The 23,855-nt window shown below is 73.4% G+C and carries 20 protein-coding genes and 1 pseudogene; 14 read left to right on the top strand and 7 right to left on the bottom strand.

Translation table 11 applies throughout. The features are described from left to right. Nucleotides 1-845 (bottom strand): 5'-3' exonuclease (locus AVP42_RS02475; RefSeq protein ID WP_067945782.1); only part of this gene is annotated, 845 nt, incomplete at its 3' end. 163 nt (nucleotides 846-1,008) lie between these two features. Here AVP42_RS02475 and msrB point away from each other — a divergent pair. From msrB to AVP42_RS02460, 3 genes are read left to right on the top strand one after another with little or no spacing between them, the layout of a single operon-like run. Continuing rightward, nucleotides 1,009-1,506, top strand: coding sequence for a peptide-methionine (R)-S-oxide reductase MsrB (gene msrB / locus AVP42_RS02470; RefSeq protein WP_067945780.1), 498 nt, complete (start codon nucleotides 1,009-1,011; stop codon nucleotides 1,504-1,506). After that, nucleotides 1,503-2,048 carry a peptide-methionine (S)-S-oxide reductase MsrA gene (gene msrA, locus AVP42_RS02465; RefSeq protein WP_067945778.1) on the top strand — a complete coding sequence of 182 codons (546 nt, stop codon included), beginning with the start codon at nucleotides 1,503-1,505 and terminating at the stop codon, nucleotides 2,046-2,048. The genes msrB and msrA overlap by 4 nt, the downstream gene beginning before the upstream one ends. 21 nt (nucleotides 2,049-2,069) lie before the next feature. Beyond that, a complete protein-coding gene (locus AVP42_RS02460; protein ID WP_231878513.1) occupies nucleotides 2,070-3,155 on the top strand; it encodes an aromatic acid exporter family protein in 1,086 nt (361 codons plus the stop codon). A 51-nt stretch (nucleotides 3,156-3,206) separates the two neighbouring features. Here AVP42_RS02460 and AVP42_RS02455 read toward each other — a convergent pair whose 3' ends face one another. Next, entirely contained in the window at nucleotides 3,207-3,428 is a 222-nt protein-coding gene (locus tag AVP42_RS02455; protein WP_157356688.1) for a hypothetical protein, read from the bottom strand. Nucleotides 3,429-3,575: 147 nt separating this feature from the next. Between AVP42_RS02455 and AVP42_RS02450 the strand changes: the two genes are divergently transcribed. The 6 genes from AVP42_RS02450 to AVP42_RS02425 all read left to right on the top strand — a co-directional run bounded on the left by AVP42_RS02450 (nucleotide 3,576) and on the right by AVP42_RS02425 (nucleotide 11,343). Continuing rightward, nucleotides 3,576-6,482 (top strand): aminotransferase class III-fold pyridoxal phosphate-dependent enzyme, encoded by a 2,907-nt coding sequence (locus tag AVP42_RS02450; RefSeq protein ID WP_067945774.1) that lies wholly within the window; start codon nucleotides 3,576-3,578, stop codon nucleotides 6,480-6,482. Between the two features lie 54 nt (nucleotides 6,483-6,536). Then, entirely contained in the window at nucleotides 6,537-7,745 is a 1,209-nt protein-coding gene (locus AVP42_RS02445; protein WP_067945773.1) for an adenylate/guanylate cyclase domain-containing protein, read from the top strand. A 137-nt stretch (nucleotides 7,746-7,882) separates the two neighbouring features. Further along, the gene (locus AVP42_RS02440; protein ID WP_067945771.1) at nucleotides 7,883-9,109 is read left to right on the top strand and encodes a YbdK family carboxylate-amine ligase; all 1,227 of its coding nucleotides are present in this window, start codon (nucleotides 7,883-7,885) and stop codon (nucleotides 9,107-9,109) included. Between the two features lie 81 nt (nucleotides 9,110-9,190). After that, nucleotides 9,191-10,090: a tryptophan-rich sensory protein gene (locus tag AVP42_RS02435; protein WP_231878512.1), complete on the top strand. Its 900-nt coding sequence runs from the start codon at nucleotides 9,191-9,193 to the stop codon at nucleotides 10,088-10,090. A gap of 109 nt (nucleotides 10,091-10,199) precedes the next feature. Further along, nucleotides 10,200-10,886 (top strand): alpha/beta family hydrolase, encoded by a 687-nt coding sequence (locus AVP42_RS02430; RefSeq protein ID WP_067945769.1) that lies wholly within the window; start codon nucleotides 10,200-10,202, stop codon nucleotides 10,884-10,886. Nucleotides 10,887-10,947: 61 nt separating this feature from the next. Next, complete coding sequence (locus tag AVP42_RS02425) at nucleotides 10,948-11,343, top strand: TM2 domain-containing protein (RefSeq protein ID WP_082846934.1); 396 nt, start codon at nucleotides 10,948-10,950, stop codon at nucleotides 11,341-11,343. A 21-nt stretch (nucleotides 11,344-11,364) separates the two neighbouring features. On the opposite strand, the gene AVP42_RS02420 is transcribed toward AVP42_RS02425, so the two are convergent. Further along, entirely contained in the window at nucleotides 11,365-12,120 is a 756-nt protein-coding gene (locus AVP42_RS02420; protein WP_067945768.1) for an SDR family NAD(P)-dependent oxidoreductase, read from the bottom strand. 268 nt (nucleotides 12,121-12,388) lie between these two features. Between AVP42_RS02420 and AVP42_RS02415 the strand changes: the two genes are divergently transcribed. From AVP42_RS02415 to AVP42_RS02405, 3 genes and pseudogenes are all read left to right on the top strand, one after another. Continuing rightward, entirely contained in the window at nucleotides 12,389-13,444 is a 1,056-nt protein-coding gene (locus AVP42_RS02415; protein WP_067945766.1) for a zinc-dependent alcohol dehydrogenase family protein, read from the top strand. Between the two features lie 82 nt (nucleotides 13,445-13,526). Then, nucleotides 13,527-15,099: pseudogene (locus AVP42_RS02410) on the top strand (molybdopterin-dependent oxidoreductase). A gap of 262 nt (nucleotides 15,100-15,361) precedes the next feature. Further along, nucleotides 15,362-15,838: a hypothetical protein gene (locus tag AVP42_RS02405; RefSeq protein WP_067945764.1), complete on the top strand. Its 477-nt coding sequence runs from the start codon at nucleotides 15,362-15,364 to the stop codon at nucleotides 15,836-15,838. Between the two features lie 29 nt (nucleotides 15,839-15,867). Here the strand turns inward: AVP42_RS02405 and AVP42_RS02400 are convergent, their stop codons facing one another. From AVP42_RS02400 to AVP42_RS02390, 3 genes are read right to left on the bottom strand one after another with little or no spacing between them, the layout of a single operon-like run. Further along, on the bottom strand, nucleotides 15,868-17,613 hold the full coding sequence (locus tag AVP42_RS02400) for an amidase (RefSeq protein ID WP_067945762.1): 1,746 nt from the start codon (nucleotides 17,611-17,613) through the stop codon (nucleotides 15,868-15,870). Then, a complete protein-coding gene (locus tag AVP42_RS02395) occupies nucleotides 17,610-18,650 on the bottom strand; it encodes an agmatine/peptidylarginine deiminase (RefSeq protein WP_067945760.1) in 1,041 nt (346 codons plus the stop codon). Before AVP42_RS02395 ends, AVP42_RS02400 begins: the two co-directional genes overlap by 4 nt. Then, nucleotides 18,647-20,155: a cytosine permease gene (locus AVP42_RS02390; protein ID WP_082846933.1), complete on the bottom strand. Its 1,509-nt coding sequence runs from the start codon at nucleotides 20,153-20,155 to the stop codon at nucleotides 18,647-18,649. Before AVP42_RS02390 ends, AVP42_RS02395 begins: the two co-directional genes overlap by 4 nt. Before the next feature lie 75 nt (nucleotides 20,156-20,230). On the opposite strand from AVP42_RS02390, the gene AVP42_RS02385 reads away from it, so the two are divergent. Beyond that, nucleotides 20,231-20,890 carry a TetR/AcrR family transcriptional regulator gene (locus AVP42_RS02385; RefSeq protein ID WP_067945758.1) on the top strand — a complete coding sequence of 220 codons (660 nt, stop codon included), beginning with the start codon at nucleotides 20,231-20,233 and terminating at the stop codon, nucleotides 20,888-20,890. On the opposite strand, the gene AVP42_RS16555 is transcribed toward AVP42_RS02385, so the two are convergent. Next, nucleotides 20,844-21,095 (bottom strand): hypothetical protein, encoded by a 252-nt coding sequence (locus AVP42_RS16555; protein ID WP_067945756.1) that lies wholly within the window; start codon nucleotides 21,093-21,095, stop codon nucleotides 20,844-20,846. The two genes, AVP42_RS02385 and AVP42_RS16555, sit on opposite strands and share 47 nt — an antisense overlap. 93 nt (nucleotides 21,096-21,188) lie before the next feature. On the opposite strand from AVP42_RS16555, the gene AVP42_RS02375 reads away from it, so the two are divergent. Then, nucleotides 21,189-23,855, top strand: a 2,667-nt coding sequence (locus AVP42_RS02375; RefSeq protein WP_067945754.1) for a BREX system ATP-binding domain-containing protein, incomplete at its 3' end; no start/stop codon positions are given.

Raw genomic sequence — 23,855 nt, 5'->3', positions numbered from 1 at the left:
CGGGCGCCGGCCTCCTCGGCCGACGGGAGCTCGAGGTCGCGGACGACGTTCACGACCCGGGGCGCGACCGCGAGGTAGTCGTGGGCGCCCGCGAGCTTGGCGCGCATGGTGGCCGACATCCGCGGGGCGGCGTCCGCGACATCCGGATCACCCGATGCCACCACGAGCATCGCATCGAGGGAGCCGAAGTCGCCCAGGAGCCCGGCGGCCGTCTTCTCGCCGATGCCCGCAACGCCCGGGAGGCCGTCGGACGTGTCGCCGCGCAGCACCGCGAAGTCGGCGTACTGCGACGCCTCGATGCCGTACTTCGCGACGACCCACTCGCCGGTCACCAGCTCGAGCCGGCTCATGCCGCGCGCGGTGTAGATCACGCGGATCCCCCGCTCGTCGTCGACGAGCTGGAACAGGTCCCGGTCGCCCGTGACGACGTCGACCGGCATCGTCGCCTGCGTCGCCATCGTGCCGATGACGTCGTCGGCCTCGTGCTCGGCGACGCCCACCACCGGGATGCCGAGCAGGCCCAGCACCTCGCGGATCATCGGCACCTGCGCCTCGAGCGGGTCGGGCACCTCCTCGACGTCGGGGCCGCCCGGCACGACCTCCTCGACGCGGTGCGCCTTGTAGCTCGGGATGAGGTCGACCCGCCACTGCGGCCGCCAGTCGTCGTCCCAGCAGGCGACGAGATGGGTCGGCTCGAAGTCGCTCACGAGCTTCGCGATCATGTCGAGCAGCCCGCGCACCGCGTTCACGGGCGTGCCGTCGGCGCGCCGGATCGAGTCGGGCACGCCGTAGAACGCACGGAAGTACAGCGAGGCGGTGTCGAGCAGCATCAGACGATCGGCCATGGGGCGATCCTGTCACAGCGAACCCACAGCCAGGCGGGCCGGATCGCGGAACAGCCCGGCCCGCTCGACGGTTGTTCCGGATGACGCCACGACACCGCCCCGTGCGGGTGTCGCGTTCGGGCGCCGCAGCCGGCGGCGACCATGGCGTCCAGGAGGAGGAACCGTGTCCCACGACTACCGCAGCACTCCCGAGGCGATCGCCCGCCTCACTCCCTTGCAGCGCAAGGTCACCCAGGACGACGCGACCGAGCCGGCGTTCCGCAACGAGTACTGGAACAACCACGACCCCGGGCTCTACGTCGACGTCGTGTCGGGGCAGCCGCTGTTCGCGAGCGTGCACAAGTACGACAGCCGCTCCGGCTGGCCGAGCTTCACCCGCCCGATCGACGACGGCGCCGTGACCGAGCACGTCGACCGCTCGCTGTTCATGAAGCGGGTCGAGGTCCGCTCGTCGGGCGCCGACAGCCACCTCGGCCACGTGTTCGACGACGGCCCCACCGAGGCCGGCGGCCTGCGTTACTGCATCAACTCCGCGGCGCTCCGCTTCGTCCACCTCGACGATCTCGAGGCCGAGGGGTACGGCGAGTACCGCCACCTGTTCGAGACGACGGATGCCGCGGCATCCGCCCGCACCACCACCGAGAGCGAGGACCGCGCATGACCACCCCCGGCGCCATCACGACCCTGCCCGGAGCCGAGACCGCCGTCCTCGCGGGCGGCTGCTTCTGGGGCATGGAGGAGCTCATCCGCAAGATGCCCGGCGTGCTCGGCACGCGCGTGGGCTACTCGGGCGGCGACGTGCCGAACGCGACCTACCACAACCACGGCTCGCACGCCGAGGCGATCGAGGTCGTGTTCGACCCCGCGAAGCTCAGCTACCGCGAGCTGCTGGAGTTCTTCTTCCAGATCCACGACCCGACCACGAAGAACCGCCAGGGCAACGACATCGGCACCAGCTACCGGTCGGCGATCTACCCCACGAGCGCCGAGCAGCACGACACGGCGATCGACACGATCGCGGATGTCGACGCGTCGGGCATCTGGCCGGGCCCGGTCGTGACCGAGGTCGCCCCGGCCGGCGCGTTCTGGGAGGCCGAGCCGGAGCACCAGGACTACCTGCAGCGCATCCCGTGGGGCTACACGTGCCACTTCGTGCGCCCGGACTGGAAGCTGCCGAAGCGCGACACGGCGCAGGCCGGGTGACGCCCCGCTAGCGTGGGGCGCATGCGGTTCTCGATGCGCGTCCCGGAACGGCTCCGCGTGTCGGAGCGGTTCCGGGACACGAAGCGGTCGCCGCTGCTGCAGGTGCTGAAATCGGCGGTCGCGACCGTCGCCGCGTGGCTGATCGCCGGGTGGCTGATCCCCGGCCCGCTGCCGGTGTTCGCCGCGATCGCCGCGCTGCTCGTCGTGCAGCCGAGCGTGAACCAGTCGCTCGGCAAGGCCGTCGAACGCAGCGTCGGCGTCATCGCGGGCGTCGTGATCGCGTCGGCGCTCGGCCTCGTGTTCGGGCCCGCCGGATGGGTGGTGCTCGTCGCGATCGTCGCCGCGATCCTCATCGCGTGGGCGCTGCGCATGACGACGGGCACGTCCAACCAGGTCGCGATCAGCGCGATGCTCGTGCTCGCGCTCGGCGGCACCTCCCCGGAGTACGCCCTCGACCGCGTCATCGAGACGCTCATCGGCGCCGCGATCGGCATCGTCGTCAACGTCCTCATCGTGCCGCCCGTGCTCGTGGCGCCGTCGCGCGACCACCTCGCCCGGCTCGGCGGCGAGCTCGCGGCATCCGTCGACCGTCTCGCGACGGCCCTCGAGACGCCGCAGCAGCCGGCCGACCTGAACGGCCTCATGATCGAGGCGCGGCTCATGCGCCCCATGCGCGACGCCGCGGATGCCGCCATCGCCGAGGCCGAGGAGTCCCTGACCCTCAACCCACGGCGCTCGGCGCACCGCGGCGACCTCGCCGAGCAGCGCAAGCTGCTGAACCGGCTGAGCCCGATCGTCACCCAGGTCGTCGGCATGACCCGCGCCTTCGTCGACCACTACGACGACGGGCTGCACGAGGAGCCCACCGTGCGCGCGATCGCCGAGCAGCTCCGCCGCGCCGCGCACGACGTGCGGCTCGCGGTGCACCTCGCCGACGTCGAGCCGCAGCCGCTCACCTCGGCCGTGCCCGCCCTCACGTCGCCGCTCGTCATCTCGCCACCGAAGTCCGACCACTGGATCCTCGTCGGCTCGCTCATGGAGGACCTGCGACGCATCCGCGAGGAACTCCTCGAGGACGAGGTCTCGCCCGACGCCGCCGGGTTCTGACGGTTCGGCCACCCTCACCGGAGTCGGGTGGACCGGAGACGGACGGAGTGGTCAGCTGAGCAGGTCGCGGATCGACTCGCCCCACTCGAAGCCGCAGTCGCGGCAGTCGAAGATCGGGTCGTCGGCGTGGGCGCCGGCGGACGCGGCGTCCGTCGCCTCGACCTCGAAGTCGAGGGGGCCGTACACGATCACGCGCACCGCGGCGGAGCCGCAGCGGTGGCAGGGCTCGTCGAGCACGTCGGGCTCGAGCGTCGGATGCGTCTGGTTCGTCATGGCCATCACGGTAGGTGAGCCCTCCGACATCCGGCGGACCCGGCCCGCGCGTCGCCCGCGCGGCGGACGGACGGCCGGCACCTCGACACGACGGCGGTCGGCTGCGGCATCCGCGGTGGCTAGGGTCGAGGCGGAAAGGGGTGCGCCATGACCGGAACGGTGCGCGTGAGCGGCTTCGACTTCTTCTCGGCCGGCGAGCTGCCGGCTCCGAACCTCCCCGCAGCGGAGGTCGCCGCCATCGTGCGCGAGCACTGGGGACTCGACGTCGCCCTCGAGCCGCTCGGCAGCCAGCAGGACCAGAACTTCCTCGCCACGGCGGGCGGCACGCCGGTCGGCGTCGTGAAGATCACCAACCCGGCGTTCACCGCGGCCGAGCTCGACGCGCAGGACCACGCCGCCAGCCGCATCGCCGCCGCGGCGCCGCAGCTGCGCATCGCCACGACCACGCGCGCCGACGACGGCACGCCGCGCTCGGTCGTCGCCGAGACCGGCGAGGGCCCGCTCGCGATCCGCCTGCTCGAGTACCTGCCCGGCGGCACCCTCACCGGCGGCGCGCACCTCTCCCCCGCGGTCGTCGCCCGCATGGGCGAGCTCGCGGGGCACGCGAGCCTCGCGCTCGCCGGCTTCGAGCACCCCGGCCTCGACCGGGTGCTGCAGTGGGACCTCCGCCACGCCGACCGCGTCGTCGACCTGCTCGCGCACTACCACCCCGACGAGGCCAAGCGGGCAAGGGTGACGGATGCCGCGGCCCGCGCCTGGGCCGACGTGCAGGCCGTCGCCGCCGAGCTCCCCATGCAGGCCGTGCACCTCGACCTGACCGACGACAACGTCGTCTGCACGAGCGAGCGCGGCATGCGCACGCCCGACGGGATGATCGACTTCGGCGACGTCACGGCGAGCTGGGCCGTCTCGGAGCTCGCGATCACGATCTCGTCGGTGCTGCACCACGCCGGTGCCGAGCCCGCGTCGGTGCTGCCGGCGGTGCGCGCCTTCCACGCGCTGCGGCCGCTGTCGCCCGCCGAGGTGGCCGGGCTCTGGCCGCTCGTCGTGCTGCGCGGTGCCGTGCTCGTCGTCAGCGGCGAGCAGCAGGTGCAGATCGACGGCGGCGCGAACGCGTACGCCGCCGCGGGCGTCGAGCGCGAATGGCGCATCTTCGAGCAGGCGACGTCGGTGCCGTCCGAGGTGATGACCGGCGTGATCGCCGACGCGCTCGACGTGCCGCTCGGTGGTCGAGCAGGCGCGCCGAAGGCGCCCCGTATCGAGAGCTCCCCCGGGTTCGACCCCGCTCGCGCGGCGCGCCTCGACGTGTCGATCACCTCGGACGACGTCGATGCGGGCGCCTGGCTCGACCCCGAGCTCGAGGAGCGGCTCGCACTCCGCGCGCTCGACGCCGGAGCCTCCGTGGCCTGGCTCGAGCGCGGCACCCCGCGCCTCTCGGCGAGCCGCATCCGCTCGGCCGGGTCGACCGCCACCGTCCCGACCGGCGTCGACGTCTGGTTCGCCGAGGCGCAGCACCTGGCCGCCGAGGGCGACGCACGCCTCGTGATCGAGACGACGGATGGCGCGACGATCCTCGACGGCACCGTACCGTCGCGACAGCGCGCACGGATCCGGCTCGAGGTGCCGGACGCGCCGCGGGTGCCGCACCTCGTCCGCCCGGAGTACGCGCCGGGGTGGCTCGCGCTCACCGTGGATCCGGCGGCGGCGATGGGCCTCGAGGACGCGGGTCCCGGTACGCCGCTGCGCGGCTACTCGACCACCGGAGGCGCCGACGCGTCCGAGCTGGTCGCCCGTCGCGAGCGCGCCTTCGCCGAGGTGCAGGAGCACTACTACGCCGCCCCGCCGCGCATCGAGCGCGGCTGGCGCGAGCACCTCGTCGGCACCGACGGCCGCGTCTATCTCGACATGGTGAACAACGTGACGCCGCTCGGGCACGGGCATCCCGGTCTCGCGGCCGCCGTCGCGAAGCAGCTCCGCACGCTCAACACGAACTCGCGCTTCAACTACGGCGCCGTCGTGGAGTTCTCCGAGCGGCTCGCCGCGCTCGCACCCGACCCGCTCGACACGGTGTTCCTCGTGAACTCGGGCTCGGAGGCGACCGACCTCGCGATCCGCATCGCCATGGCGGCGACCGGCCGTCGCGACATCGTGTCGCTCCTCGAGGCCTACCACGGCTGGACCTACGCGTCCGACGCCGTCAGCACGTCCGTCGCCGACAACCCGAACGCGCTCGCGACCCGGCCCGACTGGGTGCACCCGATCGATGCGCCGAACCCGTTCCGCGGCGTGCACCGGGGGGCGGATGCCGCGCGCTACGCGCCCGAGGCCGCCGACCGCATCCGCGAGCTCGCGGCATCCGGTCGCCCGCCCGCCGGGTTCATCGCCGAGACGTTCTCCGGCAACGCCGGCGGCATCCCGCTGCCCGACGGGTACCTCGCCGAGGTCTACGCGGCCGTGTGCGAGGCGGGCGGACTCGCGATCGCCGACGAGGTGCAGGCGGGATACGGCCGGCTCGGGAACTGGTTCTGGGGCTTCGAGCAGCAGGGCGTGGTGCCGGACGTCATCGCGGTCGCGAAGGCCGCCGGCAACGGGTATCCGCTCGGAGCGGTCATCACGACGCGCGAGATCGCGGCGCGGTACCGCACCCAGGGGTACTTCTTCTCGTCGACGGGCGGCAGCCCCGCCTCGAGCGTCGCGGGACTCACCGTGCTCGACGCGTTCCGCGACGAGCGGCTGCAGCAGAACGCCGCCGAGACCGGCGCCTACCTGAAGGGCCGCCTCGAGACGCTCGCGGAGCGGCATCCGCTCATCGGCATCGTGCACGGACTCGGGCTGTACCTCGGCGTCGAGTTCGTCCGCGACCGGGCGACGCTCGAGCCCGCGACCGAGGAGACGGCGGCGATCTGCGACCGGCTCCTGACCCTCGGCGTGATCATGCAGCCCACCGGTGACCACCAGAACGTGCTCAAGGTCAAGCCGCCGCTCGTCGTCACGCGCGAGAGCGCCGACTTCTTCGTCGACATGCTCGACCGGGTGCTGACCGAGGGCTGGTAGCCGGGCCACGCGAGGCACTGTCCACCGCGCCCGACGAGGGCTACGCTCGGCCTCGTGGACGGAACGGGCGGCCGGTACCCGCTCGACGAGCTCGTGTCCCGATCGGGAGTCGACCGCGCGTTCGTCGAACGGCTCGTCGCGCTCGGACTCGTGACGCCCGACCCCGACGACCGCTTCGGCGGCGGCGACGTGCAGCGCGTGCGCCTCATCGAGGCGTGCGACCGCGCGGGCATCGGGGTCGAGGTGGTCGCGGCCGCCGCGGCATCCGGTCACCTCAGCCTCGACTTCCTCGACGGCCCCCAGTACCGGTGGTCCGAGCTGTGCGAGGAGACCTTCGACGAGCTCGCCGAACGCCTGGAGATCCCCTTCGACGTGATCCAGCGCATCGGCGCGGTGCTCGTCAACCGGCACGTCTCACCCGAGGACCGGACGCGGGCGGACGACGACGCGCTCTACACGCCGACGGGCATGGTCGCCGCCTGGGCCGACCTCGACGCCGTGATGCGCATCGGGCGGGTCTACGTCGACGCCCTCCGCCGGGTCGCGGATGCCGAGGCCGAACTGTTCCAGACCCACCTCGTGGGCGGGCTCATGCAGACCGGGCTCACGTACGGCGAGGCGCTCGAGCGCTCGACCTGGCTCGCCGCCCGGATGACGCCGCACATGGATCGGATGCTCCTCGCCGTGTACCACCGCCAGCAGGAGCGCGGCTGGACCGAGGGCATCATCGAGGGGATCGAGCGCGCCGTGGAGGCGTCGGGCGCGCACGCGGGACCCGCGCGACCGCCGGCGTTCGCGTTCATCGACCTCGCGGGATACACCGCCATCACCGACCAGCAGGGCGACGCCGAGGCCGCACGCCTCGCCCGGGAACTCAGCTCGATGGTCGACCGCATCGTCGCCGACCACGCCGGCACCCCGGTCAAGTGGTTGGGCGACGGCGTGATGGTTCACTTCCGCGACCCGGGTGACGCCGTGCGCGCCACGGTCCAGATGGTGGCCGCGGCCCCGGTCATCGGTCTGCCCGCCCACGCGGGGATCGCCGCCGGCCCCGTGGTGACGCAGGACGGCGACTACTTCGGCCGCGCCGTGAACCTGGCCTCGCGCATCTCGGGAGCCGCCGCCGCCGGTCAGACGCTCGTCACCGGCTCGGTGGTCGACCTGGCCGACGATCCGTCCCTGGCGTTCCGCGAGGTCGGACCGATCGAACTCAAGGGGTTCGCCGATCGCGTGCCCGTCTTCGAGGCGGCGCCCGTCGGGTGACGCGGAGTCGGCATGCCCCGCGCCCGAAAGCACGGGTCGACGGTCCTCGGGAAGGGCCTTGACAGCCGCTCGCCTCCCATCGGAACCTGCCATCACGTGCGACGGGGCCCGGACCGCCCCGCGCGAGGGGGGCGGCGATGACCACGTTCGGCATCGAGGAGGAGTTCTTCTTCCTCACTCCGGAGCAGATGCTGCCCGCCGACATGGCGGAGGACGTGTATGGACGACTCTCCGAGGATCCGACCTGGGCGCCGGTCGTGCACCGGGAGTTCCTCGCCTCGCAGATCGAGCACGCCAGCGCGGTGTTCACCGACCTCGGCGACGCCGCCGAGGGGCTCCTCGGCTTCCGGCGCGAGATCGACGCCGACGCCGGACGCCACGGCGTGAGCGTCGCGAGCATCGGCACGACGCCGGACGCGCAGGCCTTCCCGACGATCGCCGACGTCGACCGCTACCACCGGGTGGTGCGCGACATGGCCGGGGTGATCGCCGACCACCAGATGTGCGGGCTGCACGTGCACGTCGGCATCCCCAGCCGTGAACACGGGGTCGCCGCGATGAACGCCGTGCGGCCGTGGCTGCCGCTGCTCACCGCGATGTCGGGCAACTCGCCGCTCTGGCGGGGGCACGACACCGGCTACGAGAGCTGGCGCACCGTGCAGCTGCGTCGCTGGACCACCGCCGGCTGCCCGCCGCGGTTCGCGGATGCCGCGGACTACGACCGCCGCATCCACCAGCTCGTCGGCGTCGGCGGCGTGACCGACGTGGCCCTCATCGCCTGGAACGTGCGGCTCTCGGAGCACGCGCCGACGATCGAGTTCCGCATGTCCGACGCGCAGCTCACCACCGACGACACCCTGCTCGTCACCGCGCTGTGCCGCGCGCTCGTGCTGCGCGCCATCGACGACGTCGAACGGGACGGCCTCGCCGCCGCCGCCCGCGTGCGGCCCGTCCGACCCGTCCGGCCGGCAGGCGAACCCGACCTCGACGTGCCCCCCGAGCTGCTCAGTGCGGCCATGGTGCACTCCGCGCACACCGGCCTGTCGGGCACGGCGTTCGACCCGGTGAGCGGATGCCTCGTGCCCGCGGTCGACCTGGTGCATCGCCTCGAACGCCACCTCGCCGAGCCCCTCGAGCGCATGGGCGACCGCGAGATCGTGCACGAGCTGATCGAACGGCTGCTGCGCGACGGCACCGGCGCGGCGCGGCAGGTCGCCGCGTGGCGTCGCAACGGCATCGCCGGGCTCCGCCGGCTGTACGCGTCGACGATCACGGCACCTTCGATCACCCGGCCGACCACCGCGATGGGCGGCGGCCGGGGACCCGCGCCCGACGTGGAGCGGCTCGCGGGCGGCATCCGCTGATTCAACCGAACGGTTGAGGCGTCGCGTCGTGCGGCGTGCCTACGGTGGAGCCAGCCAGGAGGTCGACCACGAGGAGATCCGATGAGCACGACCCGAGACGCCACGACCGACACCGCCCGCCGCACCGAGACGACCGCGAGACCCGCCGGGCCCGCCGACAGCATCCGGCAGGTGGTCGTCCTCGTCACGAGCGTGCTCGCGATCGTCGCGGCGTTCATCGGTTCCGGCGCGTTCGTGGGCACTCCGATCCAGCAGGCGGCGGGCGGATGGCTCGACGCCGACTCCACGCTCATCGCCCCCGGCCGCCCGGCGTTCTCGATCTGGAGCGTGATCTACACGGGCATGCTCGCGTATGCGATCTGGCAACTGCTGCCCGCGCAGCGCACCGACGCCCGGCACCGCCGGATCGGGTACGCGGTCGCCGCGTCCCTCGTGCTCAACGCGCTGTGGATCGGCGTCGTGCAGCTCGACCTGCTCGGGATGAGCCTGCCGGTCATCGTCGTCCTGCTGGCCGTGCTCGCGTGGCTCTTCGTGCAGCTGCGACGGATGCCGCCGAAGAACCTCGTCGACACCATCGTCACCGACGGATCGATCGGGCTCTACCTCGGCTGGGTCGTCGTCGCCACCGCGGCGAACGCGACCGCCGTGCTCGCCGCAGCCGACTTCTCCGGATGGGGCCTGCCCCAGGAGACGTGGGCCGTGATCGTGATCGCCGCGGCGGCCGCCGTCGGCGTCGGCCTCGCGGTGTGGGGGCGCGGGCGCATCGCGCCGATGCTGTCGCTGTGCTGGGGGCTGTCGTGGGTCGCGGTCGCGCGACTCACCGACCAACCGGAATCGACGACCACGGGCATCGCCGCCGTCGTCGCCGTGGTCGTGGTCGTCCTCGCGACGCTCGGCGCACGGTTCCTGGCGATGCGAACCGGTCGCGCGGGCGACGCCGGCCGCACCGACCCGTCCGTCGCGGAGCGCGCGACGACCTGACCCCCGGGGGACGCTGCGCGGGGGCGCAGCACGAGGAGCCGGGGCGTGGTTCGGGTCGCCCCGGCTCCGTCGTGTCCGCGGACCGCACGCGCTCGGGCACCATGGGGTGATGCGCCCCGATGAAGAGCTCCTCCGCGTCGAGGTCGGCGACGGCCTCGGCAGCGTCTCGGCCGTACTCCTGCGTCCCGACGGGTCGCGCGCGACCGTGGTCGTCGCGCACGGCGCGGGCGCCGGGCGGGAGCATCCGTTCATGACCGGATTCTGCCGGGCGCTCGCCGACCTCGGCGTCGCGACGCTGCGCTTCGACTTCCCGTATCGCGAGGCGGGGCGCCGGTTCCCGGACCGACCGCCGGCGGCGATCGCGACGTGGCGCGCTGCGGCGGCGGTCGCCGCCGCCCACGCCCGTGACGGGGAGCCGGTGTGGGCGGCGGGCAAGTCGTACGGCGGGCGCATGGCGTCGATGGCCGTCGCCGAGGGGATGCCCGCCGCCGGGCTGGTGCTCCTCGGCTACCCGTTGCACGCCCCCGGGAAGCCCGACAAGCCGCGCGACGAGCACTTCGCCGCGCTCGGCGGCGTGCCGATGCTGTTCCTGCAGGGCCGCAACGACCCGTTCGCGATTCCGAACGAGCAGCTCGACGAGCTCGTCCGCCGGATCGGCGAGCCCGCCGTGCTGGATTGGATCGAGGGCGGCAACCACTCGTTCGAGGTGAAGGGCGCCCATCGCCCGCCCGCCGAGGTCGGCGCGGGCCTGGCTCCGCGCGTCGCCTCGTTCGTCGCGGCGCACGCGACCGGCTGAGGGACCTTCGGCCCCGCTGCCCTGCCCGGGCTGCGGCAGCATCGTGCGCAGGAGGTGCGCCATGACCGCTGACCCGTCCGGGACGCCCGGATACGTGAATCCGCAGGTCGCCCGCGCGGCCGCCGAGAGCAGTTCCTCGCGTTCGTTCATCGCGACCTGGCTGTTCGCGTGGCTCCTGGGGGTACTCGGCGTGGACCGCTTCTACCTGGGCAAGGTGGGCACCGGCATCCTGAAGCTGCTCACGATCGGCGGCTTCGGCATCTGGTGGCTGATCGACCTCATCCTGACGCTCGCCAACGCGCAGCGCGACGCCGACGGCCGCCGGGTGGTCGGCACCCGACAGGAGCAGACCATCGGCTGGATCGTCACCGCCGTCGGCGTCCTCCTCGGCTGGGTGCTGAGCGCCATGACCCAGGCGTTCGCCGTGCTCACCGATCAGCTGCCCGGCCTGTCGTAGCGCCGGGCAGCCGGACCCGGCTCAGACGGCCGTGTACCCGCCGTCGACGAGGTGGTAGCTGCCGGTGATGAAGCTCGCGGCGTCGCTCGCGAGGAACGCGACGAGCGCCGCGACCTCCTCGGGCTGCCCGAGTCGGCCGATCGGGTGCTTGCCGACGAGGAACTCCTGCGTCGCCTCGTCGAGGTTCGCGTCGATGAGCGGCGTCTTGATGAACGCGGGCCCGACCGAGTTCACGCGCACGCCCTGCGTGGCGTACTCGAGCGCCGCGTTCTTGGTGAGGCCCACGAGTCCGTGCTTGGCGCTGACGTAGGCGGACGAGCTCGCGAATCCGACGCTGCCGAGGATCGAGGCGATGTTCACGACCGCGCCGCCGCCGTTCTCGACGATGGCGGGAAGCTGGGCGCGCATGCCGAGGAACACGGAGCTGAGGTTGACGGCGATGACCTTGTCCCAACCGTCGACGGGGTACTCGCCGATCGGCGCGGCCGGTCCGCCGATGCCCGCGTTGTTCACGGCGATGCGCAGCGGCGCGAGTGCATTCGCGGCGTGGATGGACGCCTCGATCCACGTCGGATCGGTGACGTCGCCGACGGAGGCCTCCGCGTCGCCGCCGGCCTTGCGGATCTCGTCGACGACCGCATCGGCATGGTCGCCGTTCATGTCGTTCACGAGCACGGACGCTCCATTGGCGGCGAGCAGGAGCGCGACCGCTCGGCCGATGCCGCTGCCTCCTCCGGTCACGATCGCCGAACGGTCGGCCACGTCGTACTGGGCCATGAGTCGTCTCCTGTCGATTCGAGGGTGGGGCGTGACGGATGCCACCGGCATCCGCCGTCACACCCTCACGCTAGGCGCGACCGTGCGGACGCCGACAGGGCCTTGCGACCCCCGCCGGATCGCGCACTCCTCATCGGCGGCAGGGGTCGACGGGACTTTCGACGCGTGCGCCCCGAGCCCGTCGGCCTAGCGTCGACGGCGGGGCGGATCCCCATCGGGCCCGTGTACGCGCGGCGCACCCGACCCGACGACAGGAAGCGTGAGGACGATGAAGGCACTCGTGTACGGAGGACCCGGGAAGATCGACTGGACCGACGTCCCCGATCCGCAGATCCAGCAGCCGACGGACGTGATCGTCAGGATCGAGACGACCACCATCTGCGGAACGGACCTGCACATCCTCAAGGGCGACGTGGCCGCGGTCGAGCCCGGTCGCATCCTGGGGCACGAGGGCGTGGGCGTCATCACGGAGGTCGGGTCGTCGGTGACGGACCTCGCGGTGGGCGACCGCGTCATCATCGCGTGCATCAGCGCGTGCGGGCACTGCTCCTACTGCCACGCCGGCATCTACTCGCACTGCCTCGCAGCCGAAGGGGCGCCGGGCGTCGGCTGGATCTTCGGGCACCTGATCGACGGCACCCAGGCCGAGTACGTGCGCGTGCCGTTCGCCGAGAACTCGGTCTACAAGGTCCCCGAGGGCGTCTCGAACGCGCAGGGCGTGATGCTCAGCGACATCCTGCCGACGGGCTTCGAGATCGGCGTGCAGTACGGCGCCGTGAAGCCGGGCGACGTGGTCGCCGTGATCGGCGCCGGTCCCATCGGGCTGTCGATCATCGCCACGGCGGGGCTGTACGGGGCCGCGAAGATCATCTCGATCGACCTCGACGCCAACCGCATCGAACAGGCCCGGCGGTTCGGCGCTACCGACGGCGTGAACTCCGGTGACGAGGACTGGAAGGAGCAGGTGCTGGCGCTCACGGACGGGCTCGGCGTGGACGTCGCCGTCGAGGCCGTGGGCATCCCGCTCACGCTGCAGATGGCGACGGAGATCGTCCGTCCCGGCGGCCACGTCGCGAACGTCGGCGTGCACGGCAAGCCGGTCGAGCTCGCGTTCGAGGACCTCTGGATCAAGAACGTCGTGATCTCGACCGGCCTCGTCAACACGAACACGCTGCCGATGCTGCTCAAGCTGGTCGCGAGCGGGAAGATCGACGCCGACGCCTTCGCGAGCCATCACTTCCGGCTGGCCGACATCCTCGACGCCTACGACACGTTCGGTCGGGCCGCCGAGACGAAGGCGCTCAAGATCGTCATCGACGCGTAGACCGGTCGCCGACTCCTTACGGTCTGCTGACGCTTCGGCCGCCGGAGCCCGGTGAGCCCGGACGCGGACGTAGCCTGAGGCCATGCCAACCGCGAGCCGACCGGTGCCCGCCTGGGCGCTGCCCGCCGTCGCGGGCATCGCCTCGGCGGCGGTCGGCGCGGGCGTGGGCGAGCTCGCCGCGGCGGTGATCGCGCCGGCCGCGTCGCCGTTCGCCTCGATCGGGTCGCTGCTCATCGACCTCGCGCCGCCCTGGGCGAAGGATGCCGCGATCGCGCTGTTCGGCACGGGCGACAAGCTCGCGCTGCTCATCGGCATCGGTGTCGTGCTCGCGGCGCTCGGCGCGTTCGCGGGCGTGCTCGAGGCGCGGCATCCGCGCTGGGGACGTGGGCTCTTCGCGTTCGCCGGCGTGTTCGGCGCGCTCGCGGCCGCCACGCGCGCGAATGCGTCGATGCTCGCGATCCTGCCCGCGGCGCTCGGCGCGATCGCGGCCATGGCGGCACTCACCCTGCTGCTGCGTCTTCTGCCGCTTCGATCCGGCGACGGAGGCCGCGCCGCGGGCCGCCGACGTCGCTCCGGCTCCCGCCGCACTCGATCGCCGTCGATTCCTCGCGTGGGCCGGCGGCGCGACCGCGCTCGGGGTGCTCGCCGCGATCGGCGCGACCATGCTCACCGCGGGATCGCGCGCGGTCGTCGCGGTGCGCGACGCGCTGCGGCTGCCCGCGCCAGTGCGCCGCGCCGCGGTGCCGGCATCCGCGGAGCTCGGGATCGACGGCCTCGCGCCCCTGATCACGCCGAACCGCGACTTCTACCGCATCGACACGGCGCTGAACGTGCCGCAGGTCGACCCGGCGGACTGGCGGCTGCGCATCCACGGCATGGTCGACCGCGAGCTCGAACTCACGTGGGACGACCTGCTCGCCCTGCCGCTGTCGGAGAGCATCACTACCCTCGTGTGCGTGTCGAACGAGGTCGGCGGCGACCTGATCGGCACGGCCGTGTGGCTCGGGTACCCGATCCGAGAACTGCTCGCCGAGGCGCGTCCGTCCGCCGACGCCGACATGGTGCTCTCGCGCAGCATCGACGGGTTCACCGCCTCGACGCCGCTCGAGGCCCTCACCGACCCCGGCCGCGAGTCGATCCTCGCCGTGGGCATGAACGGCGAGCCGCTGCCGCTCGAGCACGGCTTCCCGGTCCGGATGGTGGTGCCGGGCCTGTACGGCTACGTCTCGGCGACGAAGTGGGTGGTCGACCTCGAGGTGACGCGGTTCGACCGCGACCGCGCCTACTGGTCGGACCGCGGCTGGAGCGAGCGCGGCCCCGTCAAGCTGTCGTCGCGCATCGACGTGCCGCGGCAGGGGCAGACCGTCGACGCCGGCCGCGTCGTGGTCGCAGGGGTCGCTTGGCACCAGCACTCCGGGATCGCCGCGGTCGACGTGCAGGTCGACGACGGCGACTGGCAGCCCGCGACCCTCGCGACGGCCGTCTCCGCCGACACCTGGGTCCAGTGGCGCTTCGAGTGGGATGCCGCGTCCGGCCCCCACACCCTCCGCGTCCGCGCCACCTCGGCGGACGGCGAGGTGCAGACCGCCGAGGTCGCCCCGGTCGTGCCGGACGGCGCCACCGGCCTGCACGAACGCCGCGTCGAGGTGCGCTGACCCGGCCTCCCGCGCCGAGCCGCCGACCCCTCCTCCCCAACCTGCGAGGTCCGACGTTCTCGACTCCGCCCCCCGCTCGTTCCTGTCTCCGCTCGATCCGATGAGAGTCTTCCTTCCACGACAGCCCGGTACTCCGGTACTCCGGTACCGGACTCACGGCGGAAACCGTCGTGTGCGCGCGGCGCGGTGGCTAGCGACGCGAGCGTGCAGGCGTGCAGGCGTGCAGGCGTGCAGGCGTGCAGGCGTGCAACGAGGAGAATCGATGGCGGAGAAGCCGATCAAGGTCGACCAGGCGACGGATCGCGTCGTCACCGAACTGGCGTTCTTCCTCCGCTGCACGAAGAAGTCCGTCGTCGCGGCCGCCGTCGCCGAGTACGCGGCCAAGGCGGACTCCGTTCGAGCCGCCATGGCGGCCGGACCCGAGCGTCCCACCATGCTCGCGCTCGCACCGCTCGACCGGCTCGCGCTACGCCGCGGCGAACTCATCCGCGCGTTCGCCGCCCGGAACGCCGCCGACATCCGCGTCGCGGAATTCAAACGGGAGTCGATGGGCGCCTCCGACCTCGTCCTGCTGGCCGAGACGGATCCCCTGATGAGCGGGGCAGGTGAGGCGACGCGGCTCTCGCGGATCGCGTCCGACCTGCTCCACGTCCACGTCGAGGTGCTGTGCCTCAGGACGATGCGCCGGTTCGCGCCGGCGTCCCACCGGACGGCCCTCGAGCTGTCGCGACCGCTGTGACGCGAGGCGCGCCGCGGACCGGAGCCCGCTCAGGTGAGCGGCGGGGTCCGGGGCGGAGCGACACGGCGCGGCGCGAGGGCCTCGAACGCGGCGGCGAGACGCAGCAGGGCCGTGTCGTCGTAGGCCCGTCCGGCGAACGTGAGGCCCACCGGCATCCGGATGTCGCCCATGAGCCCCATGGGCACCGTCACGGTCGGGATGCCGAGGTGCCGCGGCACCAGGTTGCCGTTCGCGACCCAGACGCCGTTGCGCCAGCCGAGGTCGGCGGAGGCGGGGTTCACGTCCATGTCCGCGGGCCCCACGTCGGCGACCGCCGGGAACACGACGGCGTCGAGACCGAGTCCGTCCATCCACTGCTCGAGGTCGATGCGGCGGGTCTCCTCGAGCCCGCGCAGCCCGTCGGGCAGCTCGGGCATGTCGGTGAACGACGCGCCCGGGTTCGCGCGCACCCAGGCCGGGTACTCTGCGATGTCGTCGTCGAAGCCCGTGTACCGGTCGGGCAGGGCGCCCTCGGGCTGCGGGAAGATCCGCGCCCCGTCGACGTCGGCGAGAGAGTGCAGCGCCGGGTCGCCGTTGGCCTGCAGGAAGTCCTCCCAGCCCCACGCCGACAGGTCGACGATCTCGCGCTTCAGGTACTCCGGCGTCACGAGTCCGCGCGTCGCGATCGTCGGCGCTCCGGGGCGATCGCCCTCGTAGTTCGACACCACGGGGAAGTCGACGAGCACGACCTCCGCGCCGGCCGCCTCGAGGTCGCGGCGGGCCGCCTCCCACAGCTCGATCACCGAGTCGCGCGTGTCGATGCGCTGCCCGGTGGGCCCGCCGATGCCGACGCTCCCGCCGGGCTCCGCGTTGCCGGCCTCCGGGTCGGCGTTCACGTACATGCGGGGCACGCCGATGCGCCGGCCGGCGAGTGCGGTGCGGGCCGCGGCGGCATCCGTCACCTGCAGCGCCGGGTACGAGTCGGGGCGAACCGCGGATGCCGCGGGCAGCTCGACCCACGGCTGCGCCCGCCAAAAGTCACCGCGGGTCTCCGGGTCGTCGGCGACGATCACGTCGAGCACCTCGAGCAGGTCGGCCATGGTGCGCGTGTGCGGCACGACGACGTCCATCGTGGGCACGAGCGGCCAGTTGCCGCGCACCGAGATGACGCCGCGCGAGGGCGTGTAGGCGCACAGCGCGTTGTTCGACGCCGGCGCGCGGCCCGACGACCAGGTCTCCTCGCCGAGGCCGAACGCCGCGAACGACGCCGCCGTCGCCGTTCCCGAGCCGTTCGACGAGCCCGAGCCGAACGCGGCGGTCAGGTATGCGGCGTCGTACGGGCTCTCGGCGCGGCCGTAGACCCCGCGCTGCATCCCGCCGTTGGCCATGGGCGGCATGTTGGTCAGGCCGAGGCAGACGGCGCCCGCCTCGCGCAGCCGCTCGATCGTGAACGCGTCGCGCTGCGCGACGAGGTGCTCGAACGCGGGGCTGCCGGCGGCCGCGGTGAGCCCGCGAACGAGGTAGGAGTCCTTCGCGGTGTACGGGATGCCGTCGAGGGGCCCGCGCGTCTCGCCGCGCGCGCGCCGCTCGTCGGAGGCGCGCGCCTCGGCGAGCGCGTCGGGGTTCCGCACGACGACGGCGTTGAGGGCCGTCTCGGTGTCCGGCCCGTCGTACGCGTCGATGCGCGCGAGGTAGGCCTCGACCAGTTCGACCGCGGTCGTGCGGCCGTCCTCGAGCGCCACACGCAGGTCGGCGATCGACGCCTCCACGACGTCGAACGGCTCAGTCGTGCTCATCGGGTCGCCTCCACCTTCGGCTGCTGCTGCGTGATGCAGTGGATGCCGCCGCCGCGGGCGAAGATCGGCCGCGAGTCGACCGTCACGACCCGGCGGCCCGGGTACGCATCGGCGAGGATCGCCGCCGCCCGGGCGTCCGCTTCGGGCTCCCCGAAGCCGCACGCGACGACGCCGTCGTTCACGACGAGGTGGTTCACGTAGCTCCAGTCGACGAACCCCTCGTCGTCGCGCAGCGTCGCGGGGGCCGGCAGGTCGATGATGTCGAAGGCCCGGCCCGCGGCATCCGTCTGCCCCTCGAGCAGGTCGCGCAGCTCGCGCGTCACCGCGTGGTCGGGGTGCGCGGCGTCGGGCTGGTGGTGCAGCAGCAGGCGGCCGGACGACGGGATGGTCGCGACGATGTCGACGTGCCCGTTGGTGCCGAAGTCGTCGTAGTCGCGTGTGAGCCCCTGCGGCAGCCAGATCGCCTTGGTCGTGCCGATCGTGCGCGCGAGTTCGGCCTCGACGCGGGCCCGGTCGGCGTACGGGTTGCGGCGCGGGTCGAGCTGCACCGTGTCGGTGAGCAGCACCGTGCCCTCGCCGTCGACGTGGATGCCGCCGCCCTCGTTGACGAGCACCGAGCTGACGAGCTCGGCGCCGACGTGCGCCGCCGCGAAGCGGGCGATCTCGGCGGAGACCCGCCACTCGGCCCACTCGGGCGCGCCCCAGCCGTTGAAGATCCAGTCGACGGCGCCGAGGACGCCCGGCCGCTCGTCGTCGAGCACGAAGGTCGGGCCGAAGTCGCGCATCCAGAACTCGTCGAGCGGCGCCTCGAGGATCTCGATCTCCGACGACAGCATGCGCCGGGCGCGGTCGAGCTCGCTCGGGTCGACCACCATGGTCACGGGCTCGAACTCGGCGACCGCGTGGGCGACCGCGGTCCACGCCGCGTAGCCCTCCTCGCGCTCGGCGGCGCCCTCGCCGAGGGTGATCCCCTCGCGGGGGAACGCCATCCACGTGCGCTCGTGCGGGGCGGTCTCGGCGGGCATGCGCCAGGTCATGCGGGCACCTCCTGGGTGGTGGGGGCGGATGCTGCGGCATCCGTGTCGATCTTCTCAATGGGGCGAGCGGATGGCGCACCCGGCCGCTTCGCCGGGTCGCGGTACGGCGTCGTGGTGAGCCAGAGCAGGGCGTACAGCCCGCCGCCGAGCACCGGACCGACGATCGCGGAGAGGTCGGCGCCGCCGAGCGCCTCCGAGATCGGCCCGACGTAGAGGGTGGTGTTGGCCGAGAGCACGGCGACCGCGACGGCGACGACCATGGCGACGACGCCGGCGACGAAGACGCCGCCGCGGTACCAGAACGGGCTCGCCGGCGTGGTGTCGTCGAGCGCGCGGCCGTCGTAGCGGTTGCGGCGCAGCACGATGTCGACAGCGTAGATCGCCACGAGCGGGCCGAACACGGTGACCGACAGCTCGAGCGAGGCGCTCAGCGCGTCGAGGAAGCTCGGCGTGAGGAAGAGCACCCAGCCGGCGGCCGCCGTCGCGACGACGCCGGTGACGATGGTCACGGCGGCTCGGGAGATGCGGGCGCCGAGCGCCTGGGCGTAGAAGCCCGTGGAGTACGCCACGAGCACGTTGTTCGTGATGCTCGAGAGCACGATCATGCCGAGGAAGACCGGCGTGAACCAGGCGGGGACGATCTCGCCGATGGTCAGCTGCGGGTCGGTCATGTCGATCGCCGTGCCGGCGACGACCCCCAGGGCGCCGATGAGGACCGCGGGGATGAAACCGCCGAGCGCGGTGTACCAGGCGACCTTGCGCTTCGAGACGTCGGCGGGCAGGTACCGCGCGTAGTCGGCGCCGGTCCCCCACGACAGCGGGCTCGACGCGACGATCGCGAAGCCGAGCATGACGAGCGCCCAGTGGTCGGCGACCGGCAGCGGCGCGACCTCGTACGACCAGTCGGCGGCGCCCAGGACGAACCCGGCGAGCACGACGAAGACCACGGCGAGCGCCGCCGAGAACCACGGGGCGAGGGCGAGGATCGTCGCGTGGCCGTAGACGCCGATGATGAAGCTGAGGATGCCGACGACGGCGAGCACCGCCCATTCGCCGCCCGGCGGCAGGCCGATGCCGAAGTGGGCGAGCAGGGCGATCGCCGCGAGCGTGGCGAAGGCGACGTTGATGATCTCGTAGAAGATGCCGATCGCGACGCCGAGCCCGGCACCGAAGACCTTGTTGCCGCGGACGCCGAACATCGCGCGCATGATCGTGACGCTCGGGGCACCCGCGGCGGGGCCGCTGACGGCGAGCCAGCCGACGAGCGCCCACCAGAGGTTGCCGACGACGGTGATGACGAGCGCCTGCCAGAGCGGCAGGCCGAGCAGGACGAGCACGCCGCCGACCACGAAGTAGAGGTAGCCGACGTTGGCCGACATCCACACCCAGAACAGGCCCGAGGGGCGACCGTGCCGCTCGGTGGCGGGGATGTGCTCGATGCCGTGCGTCTCGACGTGGCCGACGCGGTCGGCGGCCGGCGCGCCCGGCGGGGTGGTGGGGGTCATGTGCGAACCTCGTCGTCCGGAAATTTATTGATCAGTTGATCAATAGTGCAGGAGGTTACATAGACTGGCCGCACGATGTCAACACCCGCCCGCGCGAGGGCGTCGCGCAAGAGCCCGGCCGAACGATCCGCCGAGATCGCGGATGCCGCGCGCGGCGTCGCCCTCGAACAGGGCCTCGCCGCCGTCACGCTGCGCTCCATCGCCGCGCGCGCCGGCGTCGCGCCCGCGCTCGTCGCGCACTACGAACCCAACATGGACGCGCTCGTCGCCAGCACGTTCAGCACCATCGTCGGCGCCGAGATCGACGAGGTCGCCCGGCTCATCGCCGCGCAACCCGAACCGCGCCGTCGCCTGGGCACCCTGCTCGACACCCTCCTCGACGGCGCACGCGACGACGTGACCGTGGTCTGGGTCGAGGCGTGGGCGCTCGGTCGGCGCAACGACGCGCTCGCGGCATCCGTTCGCGATCAGATGGACGCGTGGCAGGTCGTCGTGCAGGGCGTGATCGAGCAGGGCGTGGCCGAGGCCGGGTTCGAGACGGATGACGCGGCCGCCACCGCCTGGCAGCTGCTCGGCATGATCGACGGCCTGAACGCGCAGGCGCTCGTGCGCTGGGGCGACACGGGCGACCGGGGCTCGCTCATCCACCGAGCGGTGGAAGGACTGCTCGGTCTGCCGCGCGGGGCGCTCAGCGCGGCGCGTTCGGCTTCGGGAGCCGGTCGAACGACGAGGTGAGCGTGCGCTCGGCCGCGTCGGCGGTCAGCGGCGCCCCCGTGCCGTCCGAGTTCGCGCTCCAGTGCTCGGCTGCGTCGGCCGTGGCCGGCGACGCGACGAATGCCGCGGCGGTCGCCTGCTGGGGAGCCGGCGCTTCGACGTTCGCTGCGACGACCAGTGCCAGGTAGCCTCCGACGAGCACGACGGTCAAGATGATGCGGTCCATGGGGCCACCGTGCCGCGCGGGACGCGCCCCCACATCAGGGGGAGATCCTCAGAATCCCGTGAGGTTCCCTCAGATGAGTGCCACACTGGAGGGGTGCCGCGCGACGCGACCCAGCTCGTGGGCCGGGAGCGTGAACTCTCGTCCCTCCGACACGAGCTGGCTGCCGCCGCCCGCGGCTCCGCACGCACCGTCCTGATCCGGGGCGAGCCGGGCGTCGGCAAGACCGCGCTCATGCAGGCGGCCTCCGACGCCGCCGATGCCGCCGACGCCTCGACCGCGGTCCTCACGGCGCGGAACCTCCCCCTCACCACGCGCGTGCCGAACCTCGCCGTGCGAGCGCTGCTCAAGCACGCCGGCGAGCTCGAGCGCGCCGACGCCGCGCACCGGCCCGCGCCGCTCGCGCTCGACGACGCGGTCGATCGCCTGCTGGCCGACGGACCCGTCATCGTCGCCATCGACGACCTGCAGTGGGCCGACGCGAGCACCCTCGACGCGCTCATGTTCCTCGCCGGGGGCGCCGAGGACCGCCCGCTCGCGATCCTCGCCACCGTGCGGGCCGGTGCAGGACGACCCGTCGACCGCTGGGCCACCGACCTCCTCCGCCTGCCCGGAGCGCGGGCGCTCGACCTCGACCCGCTCGACCGCGCCGCGACGCGCGAGCTCGTGGCCGCGGTCATCGGCGGCACGCCCCACGAGACGCTCGTGAGCGACGTGTTCGAACGGACGCGCGGCAACCCGTACCACGCCCGGCTCCTCCTCGAGGGCGTCGACCCCGCCGCCGCCACCGCGCCCGCGACCGTCGCGCCCGACCTCGGCTCGGCCGTCCTGCAGGCCTGGTCGCAGCTGCCGCCGTCCACCCAGCACCTCTGCGTGATGCTCGCGCTGCACGGCAAGCCGGTCCGCTCCCGCGCGCTCGCCGCCGTCGACCCCGCCTGGGCCGAGGCCGAGCGCGACCTGCGGCCCGCGATCGCCACCCGGGTCCTCGAACACGACGCGACCGGGCGGCTCTGGTTCCACCATCCGCTCATCGCCGAGGTCCTCGTCGCCGAGATCCCGGAGGCCGAGCGACGCGACCGCCACCGGCAACTGGCCCGCAGCACCGAGCGGGTGATCGACTCGGGCGAGGCCTCCGCCGACCTGCTCGTCGACCTCGCCGACCACCTCGCCGCGGCGGGCGACCCGAACGGATGCCGCGACGCGAGCCTGCGCGCCGTCGACGCGCTCGCCGGCACCGGCGACCACGCCACCCGGCTGCGCCTGCTGCGCCGCTGCGTCGACCTCCAGGCGGCCGACGTGCACGCGGCGGCGCCCGCCGAGCGGCGGCACCTGCTCGAGCAGTGGGCGGATGCCGCGGCGGACGCCGGCGACAGCGACGACGAGTACGCCGCCGTCTCCGAGATGCTCGAGGACGCCGACGCCGACACCGAGCCGCTGCACGTCGCCGCACTGCTCCTGCGCCGCCAGCACCTCCGCTTCCGGGTCGGCGGCGACCTCGCCGACTCCGCCCCGGCCCGTGAGGCCCTGCGCCTGGCGTCCGACCATCCCGACAGCCGCGAGTACGCGCTCGCCATGGTCGAGGTCGCGCACGCCGAGATCCTCGAGGGCGACCCGGCGTGCGCGGTCCACGCCGCCGAGGCGGTGCAGCGGGCCACGGCGCTCGGCGACACCGAGGTGCTCTCGGCCGCACTCGCCACGACCGGCCAGGTCGCGGCGCTCATGCGCGACCTCCCGCGCGCCCGCGAGCTCGCCGAGCGCACCCGCGCCATCGCGCTGCCCGCGCGGCACTTCTGGTCGGCGATGCTCGCGTCGTTCTGGGAGGCGTACGCCGAACCGGACTACCGCTCCGCGGCACGCACGCTGAGCGCCATCCGTGCCGACCTCGAGGCCGCGGGGGCGCCGTACGTCGTCACCGCGACCGTGGCCCTCACCGAGGCGCGCACCCGGATCACGATCGGCGAGATCCCCGCCGCCCGCGCCGCCTTCCGGCACGTGCGCGCCGAGGATCCGCCGCGCTTCATCGACCTCGGGCTGCGGACCGCGTCGGCGCTGCTCGCCGCGTTCCAGGGCCGCGCGGACGACGCCGAGGCGCACCTCAGGCGCGCCGTCGAGCGCTTCCACGAGCCCCCCGCGTACACGCGATCGTCGATGGCGCACGCGCAGGCGCTCGCCCGGTTCGCGCGCAACGACCCCGCCGGGGCGCTCGCGGCCGTGATGCCGCTCATCGACGCCCGCGCGGGCGACAACTCGTGCGAGTGGCTCATCCCGCTCGCCGTCCGGGCCCTCGCCGACCTCGCCGACGAGGCGCGCGACCGGCACGAGGACCCGTCCGAGGTGCTCGACCGCCTCGACCGGCTCGACGCCGAGCACCCGCACGTGCTCGCGCGCACGCTCGGCGTCTCGTACCCGGCCGACCTGGTCGCACTCGACGCGCTCACCGCCGCGGAGCGCGCCCGGGCCAGGCGTGCGGCCGACGCCGGCGTGCTGTGGGCGGCCGCGGCCGAGGCGTGCAGGGCCGCCGACCTCGCATGGGAGGAGGCGTACGCGTGCCGCCGCGGCGCCGAGGCCGACCTGACCGGCGACGACGGCGAGCCGGCGCGGGGTCGCGAGCTGCTCCGGCGTGCGGCGACGCTCGCTCGGCGACTCGAGGCCGATGCGCTGCTCGACGAGGTCGAGTCGCTCGCGCTGTGGTCGCGCGTGCGCCTGTACGACGACGAGACGACGGATGCCGCGGCCCTCGACGCCGACGGCCTCGAGACGCTG

The sequence above is a fragment of the Agromyces sp. NDB4Y10 genome (assembly GCF_001620055.1).
In the GTDB taxonomy this organism is placed as follows: Bacteria; Actinomycetota; Actinomycetes; order Actinomycetales; family Microbacteriaceae; genus Agromyces; species Agromyces indicus.
This window is presented reverse-complemented; position numbering and strand designations above follow the sequence as displayed.